Origin of the sequence: Pseudomonas paraeruginosa PA7 (assembly GCF_000017205.1) — a bacterium.
Taxonomy (GTDB): Bacteria; Pseudomonadota; Gammaproteobacteria; order Pseudomonadales; family Pseudomonadaceae; genus Pseudomonas; species Pseudomonas paraeruginosa.
The window spans coordinates 2,742,862-2,769,571 of the sequence record NC_009656.1; the positions used below are offsets into that span (position 1 = coordinate 2,742,862).

General features: G+C 68.6%; 25 protein-coding genes and 1 pseudogene. 15 read left to right on the forward strand and 11 right to left on the reverse strand.

From position 1 onward, the window contains the following. Positions 1-32: 32 nt before the first annotated feature. From PSPA7_RS12995 to PSPA7_RS13015, 5 genes are all read left to right on the forward strand, one after another. Complete coding sequence (locus PSPA7_RS12995) at positions 33-1,019, forward strand: AraC family transcriptional regulator (protein ID WP_012075547.1); 987 nt, start codon at positions 33-35, stop codon at positions 1,017-1,019. 62 nt (positions 1,020-1,081) lie between these two features. Further along, complete coding sequence (benA, locus tag PSPA7_RS13000; RefSeq protein WP_012075548.1) at positions 1,082-2,449, forward strand: benzoate 1,2-dioxygenase large subunit; 1,368 nt, start codon at positions 1,082-1,084, stop codon at positions 2,447-2,449. Continuing rightward, positions 2,446-2,934: a benzoate 1,2-dioxygenase small subunit gene (gene benB / locus PSPA7_RS13005; protein WP_003156888.1), complete on the forward strand. Its 489-nt coding sequence runs from the start codon at positions 2,446-2,448 to the stop codon at positions 2,932-2,934. The genes benA and benB overlap by 4 nt, the downstream gene beginning before the upstream one ends. A 34-nt stretch (positions 2,935-2,968) precedes the next feature. Next, a complete protein-coding gene (gene benC, locus PSPA7_RS13010) occupies positions 2,969-3,982 on the forward strand; it encodes a benzoate 1,2-dioxygenase electron transfer component BenC (RefSeq protein ID WP_003156889.1) in 1,014 nt (337 codons plus the stop codon). Positions 3,983-4,007: 25 nt separating this feature from the next. Next, the gene (locus PSPA7_RS13015; protein ID WP_012075549.1) at positions 4,008-4,769 is read left to right on the forward strand and encodes a 1,6-dihydroxycyclohexa-2,4-diene-1-carboxylate dehydrogenase; all 762 of its coding nucleotides are present in this window, start codon (positions 4,008-4,010) and stop codon (positions 4,767-4,769) included. Between the two features lie 5 nt (positions 4,770-4,774). On the opposite strand, the gene antC is transcribed toward PSPA7_RS13015, so the two are convergent. The 3 genes from antC to antA are packed head-to-tail and all read right to left on the reverse strand — an operon-like array spanning position 4,775 to position 7,698. Beyond that, entirely contained in the window at positions 4,775-5,797 is a 1,023-nt protein-coding gene (gene antC / locus PSPA7_RS13020) for an anthranilate 1,2-dioxygenase electron transfer component AntC (protein ID WP_012075550.1), read from the reverse strand. An 18-nt stretch (positions 5,798-5,815) separates the two neighbouring features. Next, positions 5,816-6,307, reverse strand: a complete 492-nt coding sequence (gene antB / locus PSPA7_RS13025; RefSeq protein WP_012075551.1) for an anthranilate 1,2-dioxygenase small subunit — start codon at positions 6,305-6,307, stop codon at positions 5,816-5,818. Then, entirely contained in the window at positions 6,304-7,698 is a 1,395-nt protein-coding gene (antA, locus tag PSPA7_RS13030; RefSeq protein WP_012075552.1) for an anthranilate 1,2-dioxygenase large subunit, read from the reverse strand. Before antA ends, antB begins: the two co-directional genes overlap by 4 nt. A gap of 316 nt (positions 7,699-8,014) precedes the next feature. On the opposite strand from antA, the gene PSPA7_RS13035 reads away from it, so the two are divergent. Then, positions 8,015-9,016, forward strand: a complete 1,002-nt coding sequence (locus PSPA7_RS13035; RefSeq protein WP_012075554.1) for an AraC family transcriptional regulator — start codon at positions 8,015-8,017, stop codon at positions 9,014-9,016. A gap of 8 nt (positions 9,017-9,024) precedes the next feature. Here PSPA7_RS13035 and PSPA7_RS13040 read toward each other — a convergent pair whose 3' ends face one another. Then, positions 9,025-9,897 (reverse strand): LysR family transcriptional regulator, encoded by an 873-nt coding sequence (locus tag PSPA7_RS13040; RefSeq protein WP_012075555.1) that lies wholly within the window; start codon positions 9,895-9,897, stop codon positions 9,025-9,027. 158 nt (positions 9,898-10,055) lie between these two features. Between PSPA7_RS13040 and PSPA7_RS13045 the strand changes: the two genes are divergently transcribed. Genes PSPA7_RS13045 through catA form a run of 3 tightly spaced genes read left to right on the forward strand, consistent with a single transcriptional unit; the run spans position 10,056 to position 12,476 of the window. Next, positions 10,056-11,177: a muconate cycloisomerase family protein gene (locus PSPA7_RS13045; protein WP_012075557.1), complete on the forward strand. Its 1,122-nt coding sequence runs from the start codon at positions 10,056-10,058 to the stop codon at positions 11,175-11,177. Between the two features lie 31 nt (positions 11,178-11,208). After that, positions 11,209-11,499, forward strand: coding sequence for a muconolactone Delta-isomerase (catC, locus tag PSPA7_RS13050; protein ID WP_003157155.1), 291 nt, complete (start codon positions 11,209-11,211; stop codon positions 11,497-11,499). 44 nt (positions 11,500-11,543) lie between these two features. Continuing rightward, positions 11,544-12,476: a catechol 1,2-dioxygenase gene (gene catA / locus PSPA7_RS13055; protein WP_012075558.1), complete on the forward strand. Its 933-nt coding sequence runs from the start codon at positions 11,544-11,546 to the stop codon at positions 12,474-12,476. Positions 12,477-12,631: 155 nt separating this feature from the next. Here the strand turns inward: catA and PSPA7_RS13060 are convergent, their stop codons facing one another. Continuing rightward, positions 12,632-12,850, reverse strand: a complete 219-nt coding sequence (locus PSPA7_RS13060) for a hypothetical protein (protein WP_003157156.1) — start codon at positions 12,848-12,850, stop codon at positions 12,632-12,634. Positions 12,851-13,210: 360 nt separating this feature from the next. Here PSPA7_RS13060 and PSPA7_RS13065 point away from each other — a divergent pair, with 360 nt between their 5' ends. Together PSPA7_RS13065 and PSPA7_RS13070 are read left to right on the forward strand one after the other, a co-directional pair. Then, positions 13,211-14,554 carry an OprD family porin gene (locus PSPA7_RS13065; RefSeq protein WP_041025339.1) on the forward strand — a complete coding sequence of 448 codons (1,344 nt, stop codon included), beginning with the start codon at positions 13,211-13,213 and terminating at the stop codon, positions 14,552-14,554. Between the two features lie 246 nt (positions 14,555-14,800). Beyond that, a complete protein-coding gene (locus tag PSPA7_RS13070; protein WP_012075560.1) occupies positions 14,801-15,418 on the forward strand; it encodes an immunity protein Imm33 domain-containing protein in 618 nt (205 codons plus the stop codon). A 1-nt stretch (position 15,419) separates the two neighbouring features. On the opposite strand, the gene PSPA7_RS13075 is transcribed toward PSPA7_RS13070, so the two are convergent. Beyond that, on the reverse strand, positions 15,420-16,673 hold the full coding sequence (locus tag PSPA7_RS13075; protein WP_012075561.1) for an SMI1/KNR4 family protein: 1,254 nt from the start codon (positions 16,671-16,673) through the stop codon (positions 15,420-15,422). Between the two features lie 116 nt (positions 16,674-16,789). Here PSPA7_RS13075 and PSPA7_RS13080 point away from each other — a divergent pair, with 116 nt between their 5' ends. Together PSPA7_RS13080 and PSPA7_RS13085 are read left to right on the forward strand one after the other, a co-directional pair. Then, on the forward strand, positions 16,790-18,112 hold the full coding sequence (locus PSPA7_RS13080) for a leucine-rich repeat-containing protein kinase family protein (RefSeq protein ID WP_012075562.1): 1,323 nt from the start codon (positions 16,790-16,792) through the stop codon (positions 18,110-18,112). Between the two features lie 125 nt (positions 18,113-18,237). Then, positions 18,238-18,405 (forward strand): hypothetical protein, encoded by a 168-nt coding sequence (locus PSPA7_RS13085; RefSeq protein WP_003089849.1) that lies wholly within the window; start codon positions 18,238-18,240, stop codon positions 18,403-18,405. A 43-nt stretch (positions 18,406-18,448) separates the two neighbouring features. Here the strand turns inward: PSPA7_RS13085 and PSPA7_RS13090 are convergent, their stop codons facing one another. Genes PSPA7_RS13090 through PSPA7_RS13100 form a run of 3 tightly spaced genes read right to left on the reverse strand, consistent with a single transcriptional unit; the run spans position 18,449 to position 20,777 of the window. Then, positions 18,449-19,675, reverse strand: a complete 1,227-nt coding sequence (locus tag PSPA7_RS13090) for a CynX/NimT family MFS transporter (protein WP_012075563.1) — start codon at positions 19,673-19,675, stop codon at positions 18,449-18,451. After that, positions 19,672-20,127, reverse strand: coding sequence for a nucleoside deaminase (locus PSPA7_RS13095; protein WP_012075564.1), 456 nt, complete (start codon positions 20,125-20,127; stop codon positions 19,672-19,674). Before PSPA7_RS13095 ends, PSPA7_RS13090 begins: the two co-directional genes overlap by 4 nt. A gap of 17 nt (positions 20,128-20,144) precedes the next feature. Further along, positions 20,145-20,777, reverse strand: a complete 633-nt coding sequence (locus tag PSPA7_RS13100; protein WP_012075565.1) for an ankyrin repeat domain-containing protein — start codon at positions 20,775-20,777, stop codon at positions 20,145-20,147. Between the two features lie 127 nt (positions 20,778-20,904). On the opposite strand from PSPA7_RS13100, the gene PSPA7_RS13105 reads away from it, so the two are divergent. Together PSPA7_RS13105 and PSPA7_RS31010 are read left to right on the forward strand one after the other, a co-directional pair. Continuing rightward, complete coding sequence (locus PSPA7_RS13105; protein ID WP_003156972.1) at positions 20,905-21,783, forward strand: LysR substrate-binding domain-containing protein; 879 nt, start codon at positions 20,905-20,907, stop codon at positions 21,781-21,783. A gap of 7 nt (positions 21,784-21,790) precedes the next feature. Next, positions 21,791-21,940 (forward strand): annotated as a pseudogene (locus tag PSPA7_RS31010) (DinB family protein); the annotation flags it as partial. Positions 21,941-22,098: 158 nt separating this feature from the next. On the opposite strand, the gene oprN reads toward PSPA7_RS31010, so the two are convergent. Together oprN and mexF are read right to left on the reverse strand one after the other, a co-directional pair. Beyond that, positions 22,099-23,517: a multidrug efflux RND transporter outer membrane subunit OprN gene (oprN, locus tag PSPA7_RS13110; RefSeq protein WP_012075566.1), complete on the reverse strand. Its 1,419-nt coding sequence runs from the start codon at positions 23,515-23,517 to the stop codon at positions 22,099-22,101. Then, positions 23,514-26,702 carry a multidrug efflux RND transporter permease subunit MexF gene (gene mexF / locus PSPA7_RS13115; protein ID WP_012075567.1) on the reverse strand — a complete coding sequence of 1,063 codons (3,189 nt, stop codon included), beginning with the start codon at positions 26,700-26,702 and terminating at the stop codon, positions 23,514-23,516. The genes oprN and mexF overlap by 4 nt, the downstream gene beginning before the upstream one ends. Positions 26,703-26,710 lie beyond the last annotated feature (8 nt).

Here is a 26,710-nt window from a genome sequence, read left to right on the forward strand (position 1 = left end):
ACGACAACGATCCCAGCCTGAGTGTCCTGCCCATGAATGCCTCCTTGCTCAGCGAGCGCAGCCGGGTGTTCGAACGCGCCGATCCCCATGCGGTGTCCGGCTACGTCAACCAGCACGTCGGTTCGCATCGCATCCGCCTGCCGGCCAGTGGCAGGCCACGAGCCAGCCTCGACCACCGCACCTTCGCCAGTCTCGACCTGTGCCGGATCAGCTACGGCGCGGCGGTTCGGGTCACCTCGCCGGCGCTGGAGAGCATCTTCCATCTGCAGATTCTCCTGCGCGGCCACTGCCTCTGGCGCGGCGGCGGGCAGGAGCACGCCCTGGCGCCGGGCGAGCTGCTGCTGATCAATCCGGACGATCCGGTCGACCTGACCTACTCGGCGGATTGCGAGAAATTCATCGTCAAGCTGCCCTGCGCGCTGCTCGAAGCGATCTGCGCCGAGCAGCGCTGGCGGCACCCGGGGCAGGGCGTGCGCTTTCTCCAGCAGCGCTACCGCCTGGAACAGCTGGAGGGCTTCGTCGGCCTGCTCGCCCTGGTCTGCCGCGAGGCCGAGGCCGGCGAGCGCCTGGCGCGGGTCGACAGCCACTTCGAGCAGATCCTCGGCAGCAAGCTGCTGACCCTGCTGAAGACCAACGTCAGCCGCGAGGACCCCGGCGATGCGCGGGGCGTCTTCGCCCGCATCGATGCCTACATCCGCCGCCATCTGCAGGACGATATCGAGGTCGCGGCGCTGGCTGGGCAGGCGCACATGAGTCCCCGCGCGCTGTACGCGCTGTTCGAGCGCCAGTGCGGCGAGAGCCCCCTGCAGTACATCCGCCGGCTGCGCCTGGAGCGCATCCGCGCCTGCCTGGCGGACCCCGACTGCGCGGTGCGCAACGTCACCGCGCTGGCCCTGGACTTCGGTTTCGCCCACCTCGGCCGCTTCGCCGAGCAGTATCGCCGGCAGTTCGGCGAGCTGCCGTCGGAGACCCTGCGCCGGCGTGCAGGAAACGGCCAGCGATCGGCAGGCAACGGATAGTCCTGCCGCACCGCGCTACCTAACCTGACCGGGCCTGAACAATAACAACGGAGGCCCTGGCCATGTCCCTGGGTAGCGACTACGTGCGTTCACTGCTGGAAGAAGACCCCGAGCGCGGGGTCTACCGCTGCAAGCGGGAGATGTTCACCGATCCGCGCCTGTTCGAGCTGGAGATGAAGCACCTCTTCGAGGGCAACTGGGTGTACCTCGCCCATGACAGCCAGGTCGCCGGGAACAACGACTATCTGACGACCACCATCGGCCGCCAGCCGATCGTCATCGCGCGCAACCGCGACGGCCAGCTCAACGCCTTCATCAATGCCTGCAGCCACCGTGGCGCGATGCTCTGCCGGCACAAGAGCGGCAATCGCAGCACCTATACCTGTCCGTTCCACGGCTGGACTTTCAGCAACTCCGGCAAGCTGCTCAAGGTCAAGGACCCGGCCGGCGCCGGCTACCCGCAGGGCTTCAATTGCGAAGGCTCGCACGACCTGGCCCGGGTGGCGCGCTTCGAGTCCTATCGTGGCTTCCTGTTCGGCAGCCTCAACCCCGACGTCAGGCCGCTGGCCGAGCATTTGGGCGAGTCGGCGAAGATCATCGACATGATCGTCGACCAGTCGCCGCAGGGCCTCGAGGTACTGCGCGGCTCCTCCAGCTACGTCTACGAGGGCAACTGGAAGCTCACCGCCGAGAACGGCGCCGACGGCTATCACGTCAGTTCGGTGCACTGGAACTACGCGGCGACCCAGAGCCAGCGCCAGCAGCGCGCCGCCGAAGGGCAGCCACGGACCATGAGCGCCGGCGGCTGGGCGCGGCAGGGCGGCGGTTTCTACTCGTTCGAGCATGGCCACATGCTGCTCTGGAGCCGCTGGGCCAACCCCGAGGACCGCCCTGCCTTCGAGCGCCGCGCCGAACTCGCCCGTGACTTCGGCGCGGCCCGCGCCGACTGGATGATCGAGAACTCGCGCAATCTCTGCCTGTATCCCAACGTCTACCTGATGGACCAGTTCAGTTCGCAGATCCGCATCGCCCGGCCGCTGTCGGTGGACCGCACGGAAATCACCATCTACTGCATCGCGCCGAAAGGCGAGAGCGCCGAGGCGCGCGCCCGGCGCATCCGCCAGTACGAGGATTTCTTCAACGTCAGCGGCATGGCCACCCCGGACGACCTGGAGGAGTTCCGTTCCTGCCAGCAGGGCTACCAGGGCAGCGTGGTCGGCTGGAACGACTTGTCGCGCGGCGCCGAGCACTGGATAGAGGGTGCCGACGCGGCGGCCGAAGCGATCGACCTGCGGCCGCGCCTGAGCGGTGTGCGCACCGAGGACGAAGGGTTGTTCGTGTTGCAGCACCGCTACTGGCAGGAGGCGCTGCTCGCCGCGCTGGAGCGCGAGCAGGCGCAGCGCGTGGCGCTGCGGGAGGTGGCGTCATGAGCCTGGGCTACGACGCATTGCGCGATTTCCTCTATCGCGAGGCGCGCTACCTCGACGACAGGGACTGGGACGCCTGGCTGGCGTTGTACGCCGCGGACGCCAGTTTCTGGATGCCGTCCTGGGACGACCGCGACCAGCTCACCGAAGACCCGCAGCGGGAGATCTCGCTGATCTGGTACGGCAACCGCGGCGGCCTGGAGGACCGGGTGTTCCGTATCCGCACCGAACGCTCCAGCGCGACCCTGCCGGATACCCGCACCTCGCACAACCTGAGCAACATCGAGCTGCTCGGCGAGGCCGACGGCATCTGCCGGGCGCGCTGCAACTGGCACACCCTGAGCTATCGCTACCAAACCGTGGACAGCTACTTCGGCAGCGCTTTCTACGACCTCGACGTGAGCGGCGAAAGTCCGCTGATCAAGGCCAAGAAAGTGATCCTGAAGAATGACTACGTACGCCAGTTGATCGACATCTACCACGTCTGACTCCCCGCGCCGGCGGGCTGTCGAGGGACATGCCATGAACCATCGGATCGCACTCAACTTCGAGGACGGGGTGACCCGCTTCATCCATGCCGCGCCCGGCGAGAGCGTGGCCGACGCGGCCTATCGCCAGGGCATCAACATTCCCCTGGACTGCCGCGATGGTGCCTGCGGCACCTGTAAGTGCCTGGCCGAGGCCGGCCGCTACGACCTCGGCCAGGACTACATCGACGACGCCTTGAGCGCCGAGGAGGCCGCGCGCGGCTACGTGCTGACCTGCCAGATGCGCGCCGAAAGCGACTGTGTGCTGCGCGTGCCGGCGTCCTCGACCCTGTGCAGGACCGGCCAGGCGCGCTACGAGGCGCGCATCAGCCAGGTCCGGCAGTTGTCGCCGAGCACCATCGCGCTGTCGCTGAAGGGCGAGGCCCTGGCCGGCCTGGCGTTCCTCCCCGGGCAGTACGTCAACCTCCAGGTGCCGGGCAGCGAGCAGCGTCGCGCCTATTCCTTCAGTTCGCTGGCGAAGGACGGCGAGGTCAGCTTCCTGATCCGCAATGTCCCCGGCGGCCTGATGAGCGGCTTCCTCAGCGGGCCGGCCAAGGCCGGCGACAGCCTGGCGATGGATGGCCCGCTGGGCACTTTCTACCTGCGCGAGATTCGCCGGCCGTTGCTGATGCTGGCCGGCGGCACCGGCCTGGCGCCGTTCATCGCGATGCTCGAGCGGATCGCCGAGCAGGGCAGCGCGCACCCGCTGCACCTGGTCTACGGGGTGACCCACGACGTCGACCTGGTCGGCCTGGAGCGACTGGAAGCGTTCGCCGAACGGATTCCCGGCTTCACCTGGAGCGCCTGCGTGGCCAGCGCCGACAGCGTCTATCCGCGCAAGGGCTACGTGACCGAGCACATCGGCGCGCAGCAGCTGCACGAAGGCGACGTCGACATCTACCTGTGCGGGCCGCCGCCGATGGTCGAGGCGGTCGAGCGCTACCTGCGCGAGCAGGGCGTGCGCCCGGCGAATGTCTACTACGAGAAGTTCGCCGCCAGCGCGGCCTGAACCCGAGCCAGCCAAGGAGATACCCATGAACGACAGATTCCGCGGCAAGGTCGCCCTGGTCAGCGGCGCCGCCCAGGGCATCGGCCTGGGCGTGGCCCGCCGGCTGCTGGCCGAGGGCGCGCGGGTGGTGGCGGTGGACCGCTCCGAGCTGGTCCACGAACTGGCCGGCGACGCCTGCCTGTGCCTGGTCGCCGACCTGGAGCGCTACGCCGAATGCCAGCGGGCACTGGAGCGGACGCTGGAGCGTTTCGGCCGGCTGGACATCCTGGTCAACAACGTCGGCGGCACGATCTGGGCCAAGCCCTACCAGCACTATGCCGAGCAAGAGATCGAGGCCGAGTTGCGGCGTTCGCTGCTGCCCACCTTGTGGTGTTGCCGCGCGGCGCTGCCGGCGATGCTGGAGCAGGGCAGCGGGGCGATCGTCAACGTCTCGTCGGTCGCCACCCGCGGGGTCAACCGGGTGCCCTATGGCGCCGCCAAGGGTGGGGTGAACGCGTTGACCGCCTGCCTGGCGTTCGAGACCGCCGACCAGGGTATCCGGGTCAACGCGGTGGCGCCGGGCGGCACCGCGGCGCCGCCGCGGCGGATCCCGCGCAACGCCGCGGCGCAGAGTGAGGAAGAACGGCGCTGGTATCGGCAGATCGTCGAGCAGACCCTCGACAGCAGCCTGATGAAGCGCTACGGCAGCATCGACGAGCAGGTCGCGGCGATCCTCTTCCTCGCCTCCGACGAGGCGTCCTACATCACCGGCGTGACCCTGCCGGTAGCTGGCGGCGACCTCGGCTGAGCGAGTCAGTCGGCGCTTTCGCTGAACTTCTCCAGGTACAGCCGCAGATGTTCCAGGGAGCGCTCGCGCAGCCACTGGCGGATCGCCTCGACCATCGGTGGCGGCCCGCACAGGTAGAGGTCGAAATTCTCCTCGCGCAGCTGCGTGGCGTCGAAGTGCTCGTGCAGATAGCCGCGCCGGCCGTCCCAGCCGGCGTCGGCCTCGCTGAGCACCGGGACGAAGCGGAAGCCGGGAAGCCGCTCGGCGTAGCCGGCGATGCGTTGCAGTTCGCAGAGATCGGTGGCGCGGCGTACCCCGTAGTAGAGATGCACCGGCCGCTGGCAACCGCGTTCGACCAGTTCGTCGAGCATGCCGAGGAACGCCGACAGGCCGGTGCCGCCGGCCGCCAGCAGCAGCGGGCGTTCCACCTGGCGCAGGTAGAAGGCACCCAGCGGCGCCTCGAAGCGGATCTCGTCGCCGACCCGGCAGCGTTGGCGCAGGTAGTCGCTCATGGCGCCGCCCGGGAGCAGGCGGATGAGAAACTGCAGGTGGTTCTGCGGATTCGGCCGGTTGGCGAAGGAGTAGGCGCGCCGGCAGTCGCTGCCGGGTACTTGCAGGCGCGCGTACTGGCCGGGCAGGAAGTCCAGCTGGCGGCCCGCGGCGTTGGCGTCGAGGCGCAGCAGGGCGGTGTCCTCGGCGAGCAGGTGCAGTTCGCGCACCACGCCGCTGTGGGTCTGCGGCGCGGCGGCGTGGCAGAGGGACGAGGCGAAGTCGAAGTAGAAGGTTGCGTCGGAGCGCACCCGGGTCTGGCAGGCGAGCACCTTGCGCTGCTCCAGGTCGGCGGCGGAGAGAGTGTCCTCGTCGGCGTAGTCCAGGCTGTAGCTGCCCGTCTCGCAGCGGCCCATGCAGGTGCCGCAGACCCCTTCGCGGCAGTCCAGCGGCAGGTTGATGCCATGGCGCAGGGCGGCGTCGAGGAGCAGGTCGTCGTGGCCGACGGGCAGGAACAGGGTCTTGCCGTCGGCGAAGCTGAGGGCGACTTTGTGATTCATCGTGACGGGGCCCGCCGTTCAGAGGTGGTAGAAGTCGAGGACCGAGTCGATCCGGTCGTTGAGCAGGACGATGTGCTTGCGCGCGATCAGCCAGGCCTCGCCATGGGGCTTCAGGCAGTAGGTGGCGTGGCCGAAGAAGCTGCCGGTCTGGTCCAGGCGCTGGAACAGGGTCTGCCAGTTGACCCGCACCCGCAGCAGGCCGTCGTCGTCCTCGGCGATGCGCACGTTGCCGATCTGGTGCAGGGTGCGCGGCATCGGCACGGTGGAGGCGGCCTTGCCGGTGCGGATGCGGAACACCCGGTCTTCCAGGCCGGCGCGGCTGGGGTAGTAGATCAGCGACATCTCGCGCTTCGGGTCGCGGGTGTAGCGGTGCTCGGACTCCCACTGCGGCAGGTGGAACTCGCACTGCTCGTCGAACAGCGCAAGGTAGCCGTCCCAGTCCTGGGCGTCGCAGAGCTCGGCGTGGCGGTAGAGGAACTGTTCGACGCGGTATTGCAGTCCGGCGTTCATGCGCGCACCTCCCTGGCTTGCAGGGCCAGGCGCTCCAGGCCATCGAGGAGGAAGCGCCGCCAATGCGCGTGCTGGTTGACGTAGAGGCCTTCGTGGGTGATCTCGGTACCGGTCAGCAGCGGCGCGATGCCCAGCGCCTGGCTGTTCGGCGTCGCGCCTTCGAGCCACTTGCCGTGGCCGCGGGAGATGTCGCTCCAGCGCTCCAGGCGGGCCTGGAAGCCACGCTGGGCTTCGCGGAACTCCACCAGGTCGTCGGGCGTGCCCATCCCGGAGACATTGAAGAAGTCCTCGAACTGGCGGATCCGGTTCTCCCGGTCGGCGTCCGACTCGCCCTTGACGCCGATGCACTGGCTGACGATCTCGGTACGGTTCCAGGCCAGCGGGCGGACGATGCGCAGCTGCGAGCTGATCTGGTCGATGACGAACAGGCTGGGGTAGAGGTTGAGGTTGCGCAGGCGATGCATCATCCACTCGGCGCGGGCCTGGCCGTATTCCTCCACCAGTCGCGGCATCACGCTGGCGTAGCCGGGGCGTACGGCAGGGTTGGGCATCTCGCTGAAGAGCACGCTGTGGCCGTTGGCGAAGGAGAACCAGCCGTCGTCGGTGGCCGCGTCGCCGGCGCCGAGCTTGCTGTAGTCGAGCGTGGCGGCCGCGCCGCCGCGCTCGGCGTCGACCTGCTGGCGATGCTGTACGGTGGCTACGTAGTTGTAGTGCACGGTGCTGACGTGATAGCCATCCAGGCCGTTTTCGTTCTGCAGCTTCCAGTTGCCTTCGTAGGTGTAGGTGGAGGTGCCGGGCAGCACTTCCAGTTCGCCGCTGGGCGACTGCGCCACCAGCATGTCGAGGAACACCCGGGCGTCGCCGAGGAAGTCCACCAGGTCGTCCTCGCCGGCGACGTCCAGGCTGACGAAGACGAAACCCTTGTAGCTCTGGATGCGCGCCTTCTTCAGGCCGCGGGTGGCCTTGTCGAAGCCCTCCGGGTATTCGCCCGGCGCCTTGACCTTCACCAGCCGGCCGTCGTTCTTGTAGCACCAGGCATGGAACGGACAGGTGAAGGTCGACTGGTTGCCCTTGCCGACCCGCACCAGGGTTGCGCCGCGATGCTGGCAGGCGTTGACCAGCGCGTGCAGCTGGCCGTTGCCGTCGCGGGTGACGATCAGCGGCTGGCGCCCGGCGCGCAGGGTGACGAAGTCGTGGGGCCTGGCCAGTTCGCTCTCGTGGCAGGCGTAGATCCAGTTCTTCTCGAAGATCAGTTCCATCTCCAGGTCGAACAGCTCCGGCTCGGTGAACATGTCCCGGGCAATGCGGAAGATGCCTTCCTCGGGACGGAAATCGAGACAGCCGCCGACGTAGTCGCGCCATTGCTCGAGGCTTCTGCGGGTAGCGTTCATGCATTCTCACCCTTGTTCGTTGTCGTTATGGGTGGCCCATTCAACGACCGCGAAGGGGCTCGGGCTATCCGCTTAGTCGGCGATGCGCATCCCGAAAATCCGTGCCCGGGAAGGGCGGGCCGGCAACGCCGGGAGCGATCTCCGCCGGACCCGGTGGCGGGCTTCCGCGGACGTTCTGTCCGGAAAGTCGGCGAACGCTATCCGGATAGTGGAGGATGCCGGGTGTCGGACTTGCGCCGGCACATGCCTTGCATTTTGCTGAAACCAGAGCGCCAGCAGAGCGCACCACCAGCCTTGCCGTGTCGAGTGCCGAACCATGAGGACGACCAATCCCAGCGCCGATCGTGGCGATCTCCATGCCGACCACCTGGACCTGGCCGCCGCCCGCTCCTGGATGTCGCGGGTCTGCGGGCCGCACCGGCTCGAGGCGCAGAGCCCGGGGCTGGTGCAGTTCCAGCACCACGGCAGCGTGCTGAAGTCGATGTGCACCACCCTGGGCTACATCGCCTACGGCACCGACGTCACCATCACCGTCGAGGATGCCGCGGCGTTCAACGCCTACAGCCTGAGCCTGCCCCTCAGCGGCGAGCAGGAGCTGAGCCGGGGCGGCCTGCGCCTGCTTTCCGACGTCCGCCGCGGGGTGATCATCGCGCCCAACGAGCGCCAGGAACTGAGTATCGCCGGGGACTGCCGCAAGCTGCAGGTGGTGATCGGCCGCACGGCGATGCGCAAGGTCCTGGAGGAGATGTTGCAGCGGCCGATCGATACACCCTTGCGCTTCGATCCGGAGATGGACGCCCTCGACGGCGCCTCGGCTTCCTGGTGGCGTACCGTGCGGCATGTCAGCGAGGAAATGGCGCGCAGCGAACTGTACACCCAGGCCTTCTTCAGCCGCGACCTGGAGCGCGCGCTGATCAAGGGGCTGATCCTGGCCCAGCCGAACAACTACAGCGAGGCCCTGCAACAGGGTCTCGCTGGCCGCCCGCCACATTACCTGCTGCGCGCCCGCGACTTTCTCCAGGCCAACGCCCGCGAGCCCTTGAGCCTGGAGGACGTGGAACGCGCCGCCGGGGTCTCGCGGTTCAAGCTGTTCGAGGGCTTCCGCCGCTACTTCGGGGTGTCGCCGATGAGCTACCTCAAGCACTACCGGCTCGCCGCGGCGAGAGAGGAGATCCTCGCCAGCGGCGGCGCCCGCAGTATCTCGACGATCGCCCTGGGCTGGGGCTTCAGCCACCTCGGACGCTTCTCGGTGGACTACCGCAAGCGTTTCGAGGAAACCCCGAGCATGACCCAGCAGCGCGCCGCGCGGCGCTCCTGAGGGGGCGCTCAGGCGTCGTCGCGGCCGATCAGCGCCAGGCAGCGCCGCAGGTGCGGCGAGCCGTCGCCCTGGCGCCGGCTGACGATGATCGGCGAGGTCAGGGAGGCGTCGGCCAGGGCCTGGTAGGCGACGTCGTCGCGGTGCTGCAACTGCACCGAGGCCGGTACCAGGGTCGCGCCGAGGCCGGCGGCGACCAGGCCGATGGCGGTCTGCATCTCGTTGGCCCATTGCGTCACGCGCAGGCTCAGGCCGTGGGTGGCGAACAGCGCCAGCACGTGGTCGGCGTAGCTCGGCCGCGGCTGGCCGGGGTAGAGCACGAACGGCTCGCGCGACAGGCGCTCCAGGCTCAGCGGCTGGCCGAGCAACGGGTGGCCGGCGGGCAGGGCGGCGACCAGCGGCTCTTCGCTGAGCACGCTCTGGCGGATCGCCGGGTCGTCGATGCGGATGCGCCCGAAGCCGATGTCGATGTGTCCGCTCTTCAGCGCCTCGACCTGCTGCAGGGTGGTCATCTCCAGCAGGCCCAGCTCCAGCTCCGGATCGCCGCGCAGGTGACGGATCAGCTCCGGCAGCACGCCGTACAGCGCCGAGGGCACGAAGCCGATGCCGAACCACTGGCGCTGGCCCTCGCCGATCCGCCGCGTGCTGTCGCAGAGGCTTTCCAGCTGTTCCAGCAGGGTCGCGCTCTGCTCGTGGAAGAAGCGCCCGGCCTCGGTCAGGCGCAGCGGCCGGCCGCGTTCCAGCAGGGCCACCCCGAGCGTTTCCTCGAGCTGCCGGATCTGCCGGCTCAGCGGTGGCTGGGCGATGTGCAGCTGCTCGGCGGCGCGGGTGAAGTTGAGGGTCCGGGCGAGCGCCTGGAAGTAGCGCAGGTGACGAAGCTCCATGATACCTCCAGGGTATGGTTCGAGAGGAACATGATATTGGACCCTGGCGAAGAAGACGATGGATGCTTGGTTGAGACTGCGGCGAAACCCGTTCGGTATCGAACGGGATCTGTACCACGAGCCGCCGAGAACCCGACCGCAACCCAGGTGGACCCCGAATGAGCCAAGCCGTCATCCAGAGCCTCGAGTCGATCATCGTCGACCTGCCGACCATCCGCCCGCACAAGCTGGCCATGCACACCATGAACCGGCAGACCCTGGTGATCCTCCGCCTGCGCTGCAGCGACGGCATCGAGGGCCTCGGCGAGGCCACCACCATAGGCGGCCTGGCCTACGGCAACGAAAGCCCGGAGAGCATCAAGAGCAACCTCGACGCGCATTTCGCCCCGTTGCTGCTGGGCCAGCCGGCGGATAACGTCAACGCCGCGATGCAGCGCCTGGACCGGCACATCAGGGGCAACACCTTCGCCCGCTCGGCGGTGGAAACCGCACTGCTCGACGCCCATGGCAAGCGCCTCGGCCTGCCGGTCAGCGAACTGCTCGGCGGGCGCCTGCACGACAGCCTGGAAGTGGCCTGGACCCTGGCCAGCGGCGACACCGGCCGCGACATCGAGGAGGCCGAGCGGATGCTCGACCTGCGCCGCCACCGGCACTTCAAGCTGAAGATCGGCGTCGGCGAGGTGGACGCCGACCTGGCCCATGCGATCGCCATCAAGCGCGCCCTCGGCGAGCGCGCCAGCGTGCGCGTCGACGTCAACCAGGCCTGGGACGAAGGCGTCGCCCAGCGCGCCTGCGCGGTGCTCGGCGACAACGGCATCGCCCTGATCGAGCAGCCCATCGCCCGCCACAACCGCGTCGGCCTGGCGCGCCTGAGCCGCCTCGGCGGCGCGCCGATCATGGCCGACGAGGCCATCGAGAGTGTCGAGGATGCCTTCCACCTGGCTCGCGAGGGCGCCGCCCCGGTGTTCGCCCTGAAGATCGCCAAGAACGGCGGTCCGCGCGCCGTGCTGCGTTGCGCGGCGATCGCCGAGGCGGCCGGGGTCGGCCTGTACGGCGGGACCATGCTCGAGGGCGGCATCGGCACCCTGGCCGCCGCCCACGCCTTCGTCACCCTCGACCGCCTGGCCTGGCACAGCGAGCTGTTCGGCCCGTTGCTGCTGACCGAGGACATCCTCGCCGAGGCGCCGCGCTACCAGGATTTCCACTTGCACGTGCCGCGCGCGCCGGGCCTCGGCCTGGCGCTCGACGAGGAGCGCCTGGCGCGCTTCCGCCGGCGCTGAAACCGTTCCGCAGACAGAGGAGAAACGCACGATGCTGTTCCACGTGAAGATGACTGTGAAGCTGCCCGCCGACATGGACCCGCAGCGCGCCGAGCGGCTCAAGGCCGACGAGAGGGAAATGGCCCAGCGCCTGCAGCGCGAGGGCAGTTGGCGGCACCTCTGGCGGATCGCCGGGCACTACGCCAACTACAGCGTGTTCGACCTGCCCGGCGTCGAGGCGCTGCACGACACCCTGAGCCGGCTGCCGCTGTTCCCCTACATGGACATCGAGATCGACGGGCTCTGCCGACATCCCTCGTCGATCCATGCGGACGACCGCTGAGATTCCCTTCCCACGCCTGACAACAACAAACAGAGGCAACCGCCATGACTGTGAATATTTCCCAGACTGCCGAGGTCCAGCGCTTCTTCGAAGAGGCCAGCGGCCAGCTCAACGAACGCGGCGACCCGCGCACCAAGGCCCTGGTGCGGCGCATCCTCGACGACACGGCGAAGCTGATCGAAGAGATGCAGGTCACGCCCGACGAATTCTGGAAAGCGGTGGACTACCTGAACCGCCTGGGCGGCCGCCAGGAGGCCGGCCTGCTGGCCGCCGGGCTGGGCCTGGAGCACTACCTGGACCTGCTGCTCGATGCCCAGGACGCCGAGGCCGGCCTCACCGGCGGTACGCCGCGCACCATCGAGGGCCCGCTGTACGTCGCCGGGGCGCCGCTGAGCGATGGCGAGGCGCGGATGGACGACGGCCGCGACCCCGGCACCGTGATGTTCCTCCAGGGCCGCGTCAGCGGTCCCGACGGCCGGCCACTGGCCGGGGCCATCGTCGATGTCTGGCATGCCAACACCCAGGGCACCTATTCCTACTTCGACAGCAGCCAGTCCGAGTACAACCTGCGCCGGCGCATCCGCACCGACGCCGACGGCCGCTACCGCGCGCGCAGCATCGTGCCGTCCGGCTACGGCTGTCCGGCCGATGGCCCGACCCAGGAGCTGCTCGACCGTCTCGGTCGCCACGGCCAGCGTCCGGCGCACATCCACTTTTTCATCTCGGCGGCGGGGCATCGGCACCTGACCACCCAGATCAACCTGGCGGGCGACCAGTACCTGTGGGACGACTTCGCCTATGCCACCCGCGATGGCCTGATCGGCGACCTGCGTTTCAACGACGACCCCGCCGCCGCTCGTGACCGTGGCGTGGAGGGCGGGCGTTTCGCCGAGCTCGATTTCGACTTCCAGCTCCAGGCCAGCCCGGCACCCGCCGCCGAGCGCCGCAGCCAGCGGCCACGGGCCTTGCAACAGTAGGACCGAGACCGGGGAGGGCGGCTGGTCGCTGGCAGCCATTCCGCCAGCTTCCGCTACGCGCGAAGGCGAAAAAAAGGCGCCATGACTGGCGCCTCAGGACTTGTCCAAAGGAGCAACCCAAAAAGGACAAGTGTATTGCTCGGTAACGATGCGGTTCAGCCGTTGCCGTCCTTGCGCTCCCCGCACTTGCTGCGGTCGGCTTTCTGCGCCTGGGCCTCCAGTTGCTGCTTCTGCAGGCGTTTCTCGCGCAGTTCCTTCTGCGCGGCACGGAATTCGGCGTTGTACTGCCAGGAGCGTTCGCTGCCGTCCTGGGCCTGGGCAGTGGCGGCACCGAGCGCCAGCAGGGCGGCAAGGGCCATCGGCATGATCTTCATGGCAAACCTCTCGGGTTGGCTCGCTGCGGAACGAGGTATTCGTCCCGATGGAGCCAAGAGTAAGAGCGGACGGATTACCCAAGGGTGAGGGGGAGATTACGTTTCCGATAACTTCGGCGACGCTCCGATGCCTGGCGGAACAGTCTGGCCGAAGCGGATTAAGCGCCAGTTAAGATTGCGGAAAAGTAATCCCTCCCTCATGTCCGCGTCATTTACCCGGTTCCAGAATCACCCCACGGTCAATGCCGGAAGCGGCAGGACTGCGCGGGGGCGCGATCGACCAGAAGTTCACGCACAGCCAGCGCCGCAGGGCATGGCCGCAGAAGAAAAACAGACATGAACCGATCTGGAGCAATCGCCATGCAAGGGGATGGAAAGAAACGACTGTGGACGCTTCCGCTGTTGCTGGGGGCCGGGCTGATGACCTCGGCCGTCGCCGAGGAGAGCGCCGAACGCAGCAAGGAAGGCTTCATCGAGGGCAGCGAGCTGAACCTGCTGCTGCGCAACTACTATTTCAACCGTGATTTCCGCAAGGGCCAGTCGAGCCCGGTCGGTGGCGGCTACAGCGAGGAATGGGCACAGGGCTTCATGGCCAATTTCTCCTCGGGTTTCACCCGGGGCACCGTCGGTGTCGGCATCGATGCCTTCGCCCAGCTCGGCGTGCGTCTGGACAGCGGCGGCGGGCGCTCCGGCGCCGGCGGCAGCGTCGACCTGCTGCCCTACGACAGCCAGGGGCGCGCCCAGGACGACTATTCGCGGGCCGGCGGCGCGGTCAAGCTGCGCTGGTACGGCACCGTGCTGCGGGTCGGCGACGTGTTCCCGGAGACCCCGGTGGTGCAGTTCGGCAACAGCCGGCTGTTCCCCTCCAGCTTCCGTGGCTTCACCCTGGTCAACGACGGCCTTGTGGACGGGCTGACCCTGCAGGCCGGCAAGCTCGACTCGATGACCCAGCCCAACAGCACCAGTGCCCGCGACGACTTCTACGGCTTCTATGGTGGACGCATCGACTCGCCTTGGGTGGCCTATGCCGGCGGTGACTACCAGGCCACCGAGCACTGGAACCTCAGCCTCTACAGCAGCCGGCAGAAGGATGCCTGGGACCAGTACTTCGCCGGCACCAGCTTCAGCTATCCGCTGGACGAGAACCTGTCGTTGCTCGGCGGCGCCAATTACTACAAGGTCAAGGACGAGGGCAAGCAGGTGATGGGGGAGCTGAACAACAACATCTGGAGCGTGCGCGGAGGTTTCTCCTACGGTCCGCACCAGGTGCTGCTGTCCTACCAGCGCAACAATGGCGACAACGATTTCGACTACCTGCGCCAGACCGACTCGATCTACCTCGACAACTCGATCCAGTACAGCGACTTCAACTCGCCGAAGGAGCGCTCCCTGATGCTCCGCTACGACCTCGACATGGCGGCCTTCGGCGTGCCGGGGCTGAGCTTCATGACCCGCTACGGCAAGGGCTGGGACGCCGACTACTCGGGAGCCAACAGCGTGTACATGCGGCGCGACGAGAACGGCAACCCGCTGACCAACCAGGGGCGCTGGGAACGCAACGTCGAAGTGAAGTACGTGGTGCAGAGCGGCGCGGCCAGGGACCTGTCGTTCCGCGTGCGCCAGGCCACGGTGCGCTCCGACAGCTTCGAGTCGGACCTCGACGAAGTCCGCCTGATCGTCGAGTACCCGCTGCAGGTCCTCTGAGGGCCCGGCGCCGCCCCGCCCGGGGCGGCGTGCCGCGACAGCCCGTTGCTGGCGGCTGCGCGGCTGCGCTGCTACCTTCCTCTGGGTAGGCAGGCCGAAGGACGGCCCCTGGCCTGGCCTCGACCTGCCGCCCGGCGCTGCCATGCGAACCTCGGCGACGCCATCACACCCATGCCGCCCGGGCACCGGCGTGCCCGAGGCAGCCCAGGCTACGGGCGCCGCGTAGCCAGCCAAGCGGGAGCAGACATGGCCTCGTGGACCTTGGTGGACGCCAGCGTAATCGCGCTCCGCCATCCCTACACCTTCTACAAACCGGACGCCGAGACCATCGACCGGGTCGCGGTCGGGGAAAGCGTCAAGCTGATCTTCGCCTTCGATACCGACAACCCGGACGCGCCGCGCGCCGAGCGGCTCTGGGTGACGGTGGAGGGCATCGAGGCGAATGGCGCCTTCAGCGGCCGCCTGGACAACTATCCGCAGTACATCCGCGACCTGTCGCTGGGCGAGCGTATCGTCTTCGAGGCGCGGCACATCATCAATACCGAGCACGACCCACGGGAAACGCCGATCTCGCGCTATGCCCGGCGCTGCTTCGTAACGCGCCGGGTGATCGACGAGGGGAAGGCGGTCGGCTATCTCTACCGCGAGGCGCCGGAGGAGGAGAACGACAGCGGCTGGCGGCTGATGGCCGGCGACGAGTCGGACGACTACATGAACACCGCCGGCACCACAGCCTACGTCAGCCTCGGCTCGGTGCTGAACGCCGACGACAGCATCCTGCCGCTGCTCGACGCGCCACCGGGCCGGGCCTTCGAGCGCCTGGCCGACGGTTCCTTCATCGAGGTACAGGGGCCGGAGGGCTGAGTCAGCCTGCCAGTCCGGCGAGGAAGCGCTCCAGGCGTTCGGCCAGGGCCAGGTAGTCTTCCGGAGTGCGGTTGCTGCCCATCTTCCCCGACCTGACCCGCTTCGCATCGCTGCGTTCGCGTTCGGCGCGGCTGCCCAGCGCCAGGCGCAGGGCGCTGGCCCGCGTCGGCGACTCTTCCAGCAGCGGGCGCGCCATGCTTCGCGCGGCGTCCTCGTCGCCATACTGCAAGGCCAGGAGCACGGTGTTCGGGTCGCTGCTCGCGCCAAGCCGCAGCAGGCGTTCGGCCAGGGCCGCGTCGAGATGCGCGGCGCCGATCCGCAGACTGTCCTCGTGCACCGCGACACCCTGGTCGAGCAGCCATCCGGCAGCCTCCAGGCGACCGCGCGCAAGGCATGCTTCGAGCACACCGCCACGTCCGCGCAGGGTTTCGGCGAAATCGCAGCCGGCCCCGCGCAGGCGTTGCAGCAGGTCGATGTCGCCGGCTTGCGCGGCTTCGGCCAGGGCCAGCTGGCGCAGCCGCGGCTCGGCGGCCAGGCGGCCGTCGGCAAGGGCCGGCCGCCAGTCGAGGATGCGCTGGCGCAGCAGGACTTCCAGGCGGCCCTTGAGCGCCTTGCCGGTCTCCCCGGCGGACTCCAGGGCGTCCAGCGCTTCCAGCAGCTCGTCGGCCACGCCGCAGGCGTTCTCGGCGTCGAACGGATCCTGTTCGAAGGACAGCAGGCGGAACAGCCCGCCGACGTCGTCGGCCAGGCGTGTCGCCGAGTCCTGGTGCAGGCGCCCGGCCCAGGCTGGCGGCAGGCCGTGGCTCCAGGCGATCACCGCGCCGTACTCGGGACCGGGCTCGACGCAGACGTAGAGCCGCTCCAGGTACTCGAAGCCGCCGAACGGCAGGTAGGCCAGCCTGCCATCCCAGGCGCGACCTTCGTCCTCGGCGGCTTGCGCGGCCAGTTCGCGTTCGTGTTCGATCCAGCCCCAGAGATCGTGGTAGCCGTCGCTGTCCGGGTAGAACAGCTCGTTGAAGGAAAACGGGTGGCGGTGGCCGTCGTAGTCGACTTCCAGGTCATAGCCGAGGCGCCCGCCGAAACAGGTGCGCCAGAGTCGCAGCAACTCCTCGGGAAGCGGCCCGGCCAGGCCCTCGGCGAGGCGCTGGAGAGCATCGCTGGAAACCGGCGGCTGGGTGTCGTACACCACGCAGCCGTCGAACACGGCCAGGCGATGGGCCTGCAGGAGTTGGCGTTCGGCGGGGGAGAGTTCCATTCTCTGGGTCCTGTCGATTCGGGGCGGCCACTCTAGCACGGCGAAGGTGCGCGTTCCGCAATGCCTTGGCTATCATGCGCGGCTCTCCATCCGTCCTCGCCGGAGTCCGTCGATCCATGCACACCTTGCAACAGCTGCGCAGCGGCGAACTGGTCGGCGCCACCCGCCTGGACCTGTCCTGCGGTCTTCGCGAGTTCCCGCGGGAGATCTTCGACCTCGCCGATACACTGGAGGTGCTCAATCTCAGCGGCAACGCCCTCAGCCGGCTGCCGGACGATCTCGGCCGATTGCGCCGGCTGAAGGTGCTGTTCTGTTCCGCCAACGACTTCGATGAATTGCCGGCGGTGGTAGGCGAGTGCCCGGCGCTGGACATGGTCGGCTTCAAGTCCAACCGCATCGAGCGGGTGCCCGCCGTCGCGCTGCCAGCGGCGCTGCGCTGGCTGATCCTCACCGACAATCGCATCGCCGCGCTGCCCGAGGAACTTGGCCGACGGCCGCTGCAGAAGCTGATGCTGGCCGGCAACCGGCTGCAGGCGCTGCCCGAGAGCATGGCCGGTTGCGAGCGCCTGGAGTTGCTGCGGATCGCCGCCAATCGCTTCCAGCGCCTACCGGTCTGGCTGGCCGGACTGCCGCGCCTGGCCTGGCTGGCCTATGCCGGCAATCCGCTGTGCCGCTTGCCGGCGCTGGCCGATGGCGACATCGCCGCGCTGGACTGGAGCCAACTGACGCCGGGCGAGCTGATTGGCGAAGGCGCTTCCGGTGCGATTCATCGCGGCGACTGGTGGCAGGCCGACGGCTCCAGGCGGGCGGTGGCACTGAAACTGTTCAAGGGCGGGGTGACCAGCGACGGTACGCCGGCCAGCGAAATGGCCGCCTGCCTGGCGGCGGGGCGCCATCCGCAACTGATCGAGGTGCTCGGGCGGATCGCCGGCCACCCGCAGCGGCGCGAGGGATTGGTGCTGGAATTGCTCGGCGACGGCTACCGCAACCTGGCGGGGCCACCGAGCCTGGCGTCCTGCACCCGCGACGTATACCCGCCGGAGCGTCGTTTCGACCTGGCGACGGTCCTGCGCCTGGCGGGCTCGATCGCCGCGGTGATGACGCACCTGCATGGGCGTGGCATCGGCCATGGCGATCTCTATGCGCACAACATCCTCTGCCGCGAGAACGGCGCTTGCCTGCTCGGCGACTTCGGCGCCGCCTCTTTCCTGCCGCGCGAGGATGCCGCGTTCGCCGGCGCCTTGCGGCGTCTGGAGGTGCGCGCGTTCGGCTGCCTGCTGGAGGAACTGCTGGAGCGCTGCGAGCCGGCGCCGCACGCGACGACGCCAGGCGCGGCGCTGCTCGATTTGCAGCGGCGTTGCGTGGCGTCGCGGGTGGCCGAGCGTCCGGACTTCGCCGAGATCGATGCGCTCCTCAGGGCGCTGGCCAGGCGGATATAGGAAGTTTCCTCGAATTCGACGGATTTTCCCGAGCTTGACCGCAGGCTGACAAATATCAACGGAGTTCTAGCGGGCTTGAGGCTAGACTGACGGGTATGTCAGGAACGCAGCCAACGAGGGCAAACATGGATTCTTACGGCGTCACTTTCGCAATCATCGTGCTGGGCATGCTCTTCATCGGCACGGGCTTCACCAAGCGCGACACGCCGTTCGGCCTGTTCCTCATGTGGGTCGGCGTGATCTGCATGCTGGCCATCATCAGCTACCGCATCTATATCGCCACCCATTACTGAAGCGCCACCCGCGCCCGCAATGACGGGCGCGGAGGTCCGCCGCTCAGTCGCGCGTCTCGCCCATGGCCCGGGCATAGCCGGACGGGGCGAAGCGCAGGGTCACCAGCAACATCGCCACCACGCTCACCGCCAGCAGCAGCCAGGAGGCCTGGAAGCTGCCGGTGGCATCGCGCAGCCAGCCGGTGAGGTAGGGCACGATGCCGGTGATGATGAAGCCGATGCCCTGCACGAAGGCCGCCAGGCTTCCCGCCGCGCGCGGCTCGTGGAGGTGGTCGAGGGTCAGGGTCAGGCTGAGGGCGAAGCAGGCGCCGAGCCCGTAGCCGATCAGCGCCACCCACAGCGGAGCGTGCTGCAGCGGCATCAGCAGCAGGCCGCAGAACCCGCCGAGCTGGACCAGCAGTGCCGCCAGGAGCCAGGGGCGGCGGTCCGGGCGGCCACGGATCAGCAGTGGCACGCTGAGTGCCGCGAATACCTGGAAGATGGTCATGATGCCGACCAGGCCGCCGCTGTCCTGGGCACTCCAGCCGAGCTGGCGGTAGTACACCGGCAACCAGGCCACCATGCTCGTATAGCCGCCGTTGATCAGGCCGAAGTACAGCGCCAGCAGCCAGCCGCGACGGTTGCCGAAGAAGTGCCGGGCCGGCCCGCCGGCGCTGTCCGGCAGTGTCTCCCGGGGCCGGGCGAAGGTCCACAGCAGCAGTGCCAGGAGGGCCGGCAGGGCCCAGGCACCGAGGCCGGCCTGCCAACTGGAGAAATGTTCGGCGATGCGAGGGCTGAGCACCGCGGCGGTGCCGCCGCCGGCCATCAGCGAGGCCGAGTAGAGTCCCATCGCCGCAGGCACCCGCTGCGGGAACCAGCGCTTGATCACCCCCGGCACCAGCGCCTGGATGATCGCCACGCCGCTGCCGGCCAGCGCGGCGCTGGCGATCAGCGCCAGGCCGCCCTGCAGCTCCAGGCGCCAGAGACAGGCCGCGGCGATGGCCAGCAGCCCGCAGACGATGCCGCGGTGTTCGGCCAGCCAGCGTCCGAGCCAGGGCAGCAGCAACGCCACCAGGCCCATGCAGAGCACCGGCAGGACCGTCAGCAGCGACGCGCCCTGGAAGCCCAGGCCGGTGGCGGCGGTGATTTCCGAGAGCAGCGGGCCGATGCCGGTGAGGATCGGCCGCAGGTTGATGCCGAGACAGAAGATCACCAGCAGGCCGACCCAGCTGGCCTGCGCCACGCCGGCGCTGCTGGCGGCCTGGCCGTCGGATGGGGTTCTCGGGCTCATGCCTGGCGCTGCCGCCATTGCCGATAGAGGCCGTCCTCGCCGGCCGGGCGCAGGGCGCGCAGTGGCAGGCCCTGCTGCTGCGGCGGACGTGCCATCTCGGCGTAGACCGCCGCGGTGGACAGCCCGTAGGGCTCGCCGTCCTCGTTGGAATAGGCGAACCAGGCCGCGCGGATGCCACACAGGTGCATGGCGGCCAGGCACATCGGGCACGGGTGGCCGCTGGCGTAGATCTCGCAGCCATCCAGGCGCGGACTGCCGAGCAGCCGGCTGGCCTGGCGGATCGCCTGCAGTTCGGCGTGGGCGCTGGGATCGTGGGATTCGTGGGTCTGGTTGACGCCCCGCGCCAGGACCTGGCCGTCGCGTACCAGCACGGCGCCGAACGGGCGGCCGCCAGCCTCGACGTTGGCGCGGGCCAGGGCGATGGCCTCGCGCATGAAGGTTTCCGCGGACATGCTTGTCTCCTTCGCTTTCATTGGGCACCGGCGGCCAGCAACAGCCGCTCGATCTCGTGCTGGCCGCGCTGGCGGGCGTGGGCCAGGGGGGTGACGCCGTCGGCGTCGGCCAGGTTGACATCGGCGCCGCCGTCCAGCAGCAGCCGCACGATTTCCTGGTGCCGTGGCCCGCCGTCGCTGAGCAGGATCGCCTCGAGCAGGCCGGTCCAGCCGAGCTTGTTGACATGGTTGGGATCGACGCCGGCCTGCAGCAGGGTTTTCACCACCTCCACGTGGCCGCGCTCGCAGGCCGGGATCAGGGCGGTGCCGCCATAGCGGTTGGTGCTTTTCAGGTCGGCGCCGTGGAGCAGGGTCAGGCGCAGGATCTCCAGGCGGCCCTGGGCGCCGGCCAGCAGGTAGGGGCTGTCGAGCTGGCGATTCTGCAGGTTGACGTCGGCGCCGGCTTCGATCAGCTGGCGCGCCACCGCCAAGTGGTCGTTGGCGGTGGCCAGCAGCAGCGGGGTGCTGCCGTCCGCGCTGCGGACGTCGACCTCGACCCGCCGCTCGAGCAGGCTGGCGACCCGCGCGCTGTCGCCGCGGCGCGCGGCTTCGAGCAGTTCGCCGGCGTCGCTGGCGCCGGCGCTTGCGTTGAATGCTGCGCAAACCAGCATGAGTGCGCTCCTCCACAGGTTGGCCAGTGACATCTCGCTAAGCTCCGAGGGGTGATGGCGGACAGTATGAAGAGGATGATATGTATGCTGAAATTAAATGATGTAATGCCTTTCAGTGGGAGTCTGCATGCTTGACCTGGTCCTGCTCCGTACCTTCGTCAGCGTGGTGGATACCGGCAACTTCACCCGTGCCGGCGAACACCTGCACCTGACCCAGTCCACCGTCAGCCAGCAGGTCATCCGCCTCGAACAGGCGCTCGGCTGCCGCCTGCTCGACCGCAGCCAGCGCCAGGTACTGCCGACCGAGGAGGGCGAGCGCCTGCTCGGCTATGCGCGGCGCCTGTTGCGCCTCTCGGAGGAGGCCAGCGAGGCGCTGAGTCCGGCCCATGGCGATGGCGTGCTGCGCCTCGGCGTACCCGAGGACCTCGCCGGCGAGGTGCTGATGCCGGTGCTGACGCGTTTCACCGAAGAGCGCCCGCGGCTGCGCCTGGAAGTCGAGAGCGGGCTCAGCCACCATCTGTTGCGCCTGTATCGCGGCGGCGAACTGGACCTGCTGCTGGTCAAGCAATGGGGCGCCGACAGCGATTGCCACGCGCGCTGGGCCGAGCCGCTGGGCTGGATCGAGAGCGCCGCGCGGCCGTGGCCCGAGCGCTCCCTGGACGAGCCGTTGCCGCTGGTGGTGTTCCCGGTCGGCGCCTTGTACCGGCAGGAGATGATCCACGCCCTGGAAAGCCTCGGCCGGCGCTGGCGGATCAGCTATTCCAGCGCCAGCCTGGCGAGCCTGGTGGCGGCGGTTGGCGCCGGCCTGGGGGTCAGCCTGCTACCGCTGGGCTGTGTCGGGCCGGAACATCGCCTGCTCGGCGCGGAGGCCGGCTTCCCGCCCATCGGCGGGCTGGAGCTGGCGCTCTACGCACGTCCCGAACTGGACAGCGCCGGGCGCATTCTTCGTGACCGCCTGCACGAACTCTGCGCCGCGCGCCTGGAAGGCTTGCGGGAGGCGCGCTGAAGCTTTTTCCCGGGCTAGGGTCCTCTTCCATACCGTCAACCATGGCACCTACCATCGCGGCGCCATCGGTCATGCCCTCGACCTGGCGGGCGCGCCCCGGCCGGCGGATACCTACACCCTGTATATCCACTCCGCGCAGCCGGAGCGGCGGGAATAGCCCGCGGCAATGGCCGCCGAGCCTCTACGCCATCGCCGAGAAACGACGTGGGGCTCGACCGAGCGTCCGCCCCGCGCGGCGCATAAAAAAGCCCCGCGACCAGGAGTTGCAATCGCGGGGCTGGAATGGCCGATTTCCATCGGCCGGGGATAGCCGGTTCAGGCGCTGGGTTGCCAGCCACCGCCGAGGGAGCGGTAGATCGCCACGATGCCGCGGTACAGCTCGACCTCGGCCTGGGCCTGGGCGTCTTCGGCGGAGAGTTGCTCGCGCTCGGCGTCCAGCAGCACCAGGAAGTCGGTGGTGCCTTCGCGGTAGCGGATCGCCGCCTGTTGCGCGGCGGCGCGACTGGCTTCCGACTGGCGGACCAGCGAGACCAGGCGCTCCTGGCGCTTGCCATAGTCGCTGAAGGCGTTCGCCGATTCTTCCAGGGCCAGCAGCACCTGCTGCTCGTAGCTGGCCAGCGCGGCGTCGGCGTCGGCCCTGGCGCCGCGCAGGCGGGCACGCACGCTGCCGAGGTCGAAGGCGGCCCAACTGATGCTCGGGCCGACGCTCCAGGCGCGGGCGGCGTTCGAGCCGATCTGCGAACCGCGCCCGGCGGTGAAGCCGAGGAAGCCGCTGAGGCTGACCCGCGGGAACAGGTCGGCGGTGGCCACGCCGACCTCGGCGGTACTCGAGGCCAGGCGCCGTTCGGCGGCGCGGATGTCCGGGCGGCGGCGCAGCAGTTCGCCGGGGTCGCCGATCGGCAGGGCCTTGGAGATCGCCGGCAGGTCGCGGGGCGAGAGATCCACCGTGAGTTCCTCCGGCCGCTGGCCGAGGAGGGTGGCGATACGGTGCCTGGAGCGCTCGGCCTGCGCCTGCAGTTGCGGAACGCTGGCGGCCGTGGCCGCCAGGCGCGCATCGGCGCGCAGCACGTCGAGTTCGGCGCCGACCCCGGCGTCGCGCAGTTGCTCGGTGAGCTGGCGCGACTCCTTCTGGTTCTCCAGGTTGCTCAGCGCGATCTTCTCGCGCAGTTGCGCGCCGCGCAGCTGGCCGTAGGCGTCCACCAGCTCGGCGATCAGGCTGACCTGCAGTTGCTGCAGGTCGGCCTCGGCCGCTTCGCTGAGGGCGTCGCTGGATTCCAGCTGGCGGCGGATACGCCCGAACAGGTCGAGCTCCCAGGCCGTGTCCAGGCCCAGGTCGTAGCGTTCGCTGTTGACCCGGTCCTCGGTCACTCCCGGTTGCTGGCCCTTGCCGATGTCGGCGCTGGCGCGGCTGGTGACCACCGGGAAGCGATCGTTGGCCACGTCGTCGCGCAGGGCGCGGGCGGCGCGCAGGCGGGCGAAGGCCACGCGCAGGTCGCGGTTGCCGGTCAGCGACTGCTCGACCAACTGGTTCAGAGTCGGATCGTCGAACTGTTTCCACCACAGGCTTTCGAAGCGGCTGCGGTCGTAGGGCTCGCTCGCCGTGGCGTCGATCTTCGCCGCCGCGGTGTCGGGGGTCCGGTAGTCCGGACCCACCGTGCAGGCGCTGAGCGCCAGCAGACTGAACAGACCCAGGGTGGGCGCCAGCCCGCTCCGGATCGACTGCGCGTGAATCATGCATGCACCTCTGGCAGGCCTTTGTCGTTGGCGGCGCGGCGCGCTTCGCGGTTTTCCACGAAGCGGCGGATGAGGACGTAGAACACCGGCGTCAGCAGCAGGCCGAAGAAGGTCACCCCGATCATCCCGGAGAACACCGCCACGCCCATCGCGTGACGCATCTCGGCGCCGGCGCCGGTGGAGATCACCAGGGGCACCACGCCCATGATGAAGGCGATGGACGTCATCAGGATCGGCCGCAGGCGCAGGCGGCAGGCTTCCAGCACCGCGGCGACGCGGTCCATGCCTTCCTCCTGCTTGTCCTTGGCGAACTCGACGATCAGGATCGCGTTCTTGCACGCCAGCCCCACCAGAACGATCAGGCCGATCTGGGTAAAGATGTTGTTGTCGCTGCCGGCCAGGATCACCCCGGTGATCGCCGACAGCAGGGTCATCGGCACGATCAGGATCACCGCCAGCGGCAGGCTCCAGCTCTCGTACTGGGCGGCCAGCACGAGGAAGGCCAGCAGCACGCAGAGCGGGAAGACGAACAGCGCGGTGTTGCCGGCGAGGATCTGCTGGTAGGTCAGCTCGGTCCACTCGTAGGTCATGCCGTTGGGCAGTTCCTCCTTCAGCAGCTTCTCGATCGCCGCCTGCGCCTGGCCGGAGCTGTAGCCGGCGGCCGGGGCGCCGTTCAGTTCGGCGGTGATGAAGCCGTTGTAGTGCATCACGCGGTCCGGGCCGGAGGTGTCGCTGACCTTGATGAAGGACGCCAGCGGGACCATCTCGCCAAGGTTGTTGCGCACCTTCAGCTGGCCGATCTGCTCGGGTTCGAGGCGGAACTGCTGCTCGGCCTGGACATTGACCTGGTAGGTACGGCCGAAGCGGTTGAAGTCGTTGGCGTACAGCGAGCCGAGGTAGACCTGCAGGGTGTCGAAGATGTCGCTGATCGCCACGCCGTGGGTCTTGGCCTTCTCGCGGTCGATGTCGGCGTCGATCTGCGGCACGTTGACCTGGTAGCTGGAGAACACCGAGCTGGGTTCCAGCTCAGGCAGCGCACGGGCCTTGGCGATGATGTTCTGGGTCTGCTTGAACAGCTCCTCGTAGCCCTGGTTGCCACGGTCCTCGATCTGCAGGCGGAAGCCGCCGATGGTCCCCAGCCCCTGTACCGGCGGCGGCGGGAAGATCGCGATGTAGGCGTCCTGGATGTCGGCGTACTTGGCGTTCAGCGCGGCGGCGATGGCGCCGGCCGACTGGCTCGGGTCCTTGCGCTCGTCGAACGGCTTCAGCGGGGTGAACACGATGCCGCTGTTCGGGCTGTTGGTGAAGCCGTTGATCGACAGGCCGGGGAAGGCCACCGAGTCGGCCACGCCGGGCTGCGCCAGGGCGATCTCGGACATCTGCTTGATCACCGCCTCGGTACGGTCCAGGCTGGCCGCGTCGGGCAACTGGGCGAAGGCCACAAGGTACTGCTTGTCCTGCTGCGGGACGAAACCGGTCGGCGTGCTGGAGAAGCCGAAGTAGGTCAGCACCATCAGCCCGCCGTAGACCAGCAGGGCGATCGAGCTGCCGCGCAGGACCCGGTTCACCGTGCCGACGTAGCCATGGCTGGCGCGGTCGAAGAAGCGGTTGAACGGACGGAACAGCCAGCCGCCGAGGAGCTTGTCGAGGAATACCGAGAAGCGGTCCTTCGGCTCGTGGTGGCCCTTGAGCAGGACCGCCGCCAGCGCCGGCGACAGGGTCAGCGAGTTGAACGCCGAGATCACCGTGGAGATCGCGATGGTCAGGGCGAACTGGCGGTAGAACTGCCCGGTGAGGCCGGAGATGAACGCGGTCGGGATGAACACCGCGCAGAGCACCAGCGCCGTGGCGATGATCGGCCCGGTCACCTCGCGCATGGCGCGCTTGGTGGCTTCCACCGGCTTGAGGCCGAGGCCGATATTGCGCTCGACGTTCTCCACCACCACGATGGCGTCGTCGACCACGATGCCGATCGCCAGCACCAGGCCGAACAGCGACAGCGCGTTGAGCGAGAAGCCGAGCATGTGCATCACCGCGAAGGTGCCGATCAGCGACACCGGCACCGCGGCCAGGGGGATGATCGAGGCGCGCCAGGTCTGCAGGAACAGGATCACCACCAGCACCACCAGCACCAGGGCTTCGAACAGGGTGTGCACCACCGCCTCGATGGAGCCGCGGACGAAAATGGTCGGGTCGTAGACGATGGAGTAGTCCATGCCCTGCGGGAAGCTCTGCTTCAGCTCGGCCATTTTCTCCCGCACCAGGTTGGAGATCTCGATGGCGTTCGAGCCGGGACGCTGGAAGATCGGGATCGCCACCGCCGGCTTGTTGTTCAGCAGCGAGCGCAGGGCGTACTGGCTGGAGCCCAGCTCGACCCGGGCGATGTCGCGCAGGCGGGTGATCTCGCCGTTGGCGCCGGTGCGGATGATGATGTTCTCGAACTCTTCCTCGTTGACCAGGCGGCCCTGGGTGTTGATCGACAGCTGGAAGCTGGTGGCGCTCGGCGCCGGCGGTGCGCCCAGGGTGCCGGCGGCGACCTGGCGGTTCTGCTCGCGGATGGCGTTGACCACGTCGGTGGCGGTGAGGTTGCGCGAGGCGACCTTGTTCGGGTCCAGCCAGACGCGCAGGGAATAGTCGCCGAGGCCGAACAGCTGGACGTCGCCGACGCCGTCGAGGCGGGCCAGTTCGTCCTTCACGTTGAGCACCGCGTAGTTCGACAGGTAGAGCATGTCGTAGCGGTTATCCGGCGAGGTCAGGTGCACGACCATGGTCAGGTCGGGCGAGGCCTTGTCGACGGTGATGCCGAGCCGGGTCACTTCTTCCGGCAGCTTCGGCTCGGTCCGGGTGACGCGGTTCTGCACCTGTACCTGGGCGTTGTCCAGGTCGGTGCCGAGGGCGAAGGTGATGGTCAGGGTCAGCTTGCCGTCGGAGGTCGACTGGGAGGACATGTAGAGCATGTTCTCCACCCCGGTGATCGCCTGCTCCAGGGGAGAGGCGACGGTTTCGCCGATGACTTTCGGGTTGGCACCGGGGAAGTTGGCGCGGACCACGACGGTCGGCGGCACCACTTCCGGGTACTCGCTGATGGGTAGCTGGAACAGGGAGATGGCGCCGCCGATCAGGATCAGCAGCGACAGCACCGCGGCGAAGATCGGCCGCTGGATGAAGAATTGGGAGAAATTCATCGGTTCTT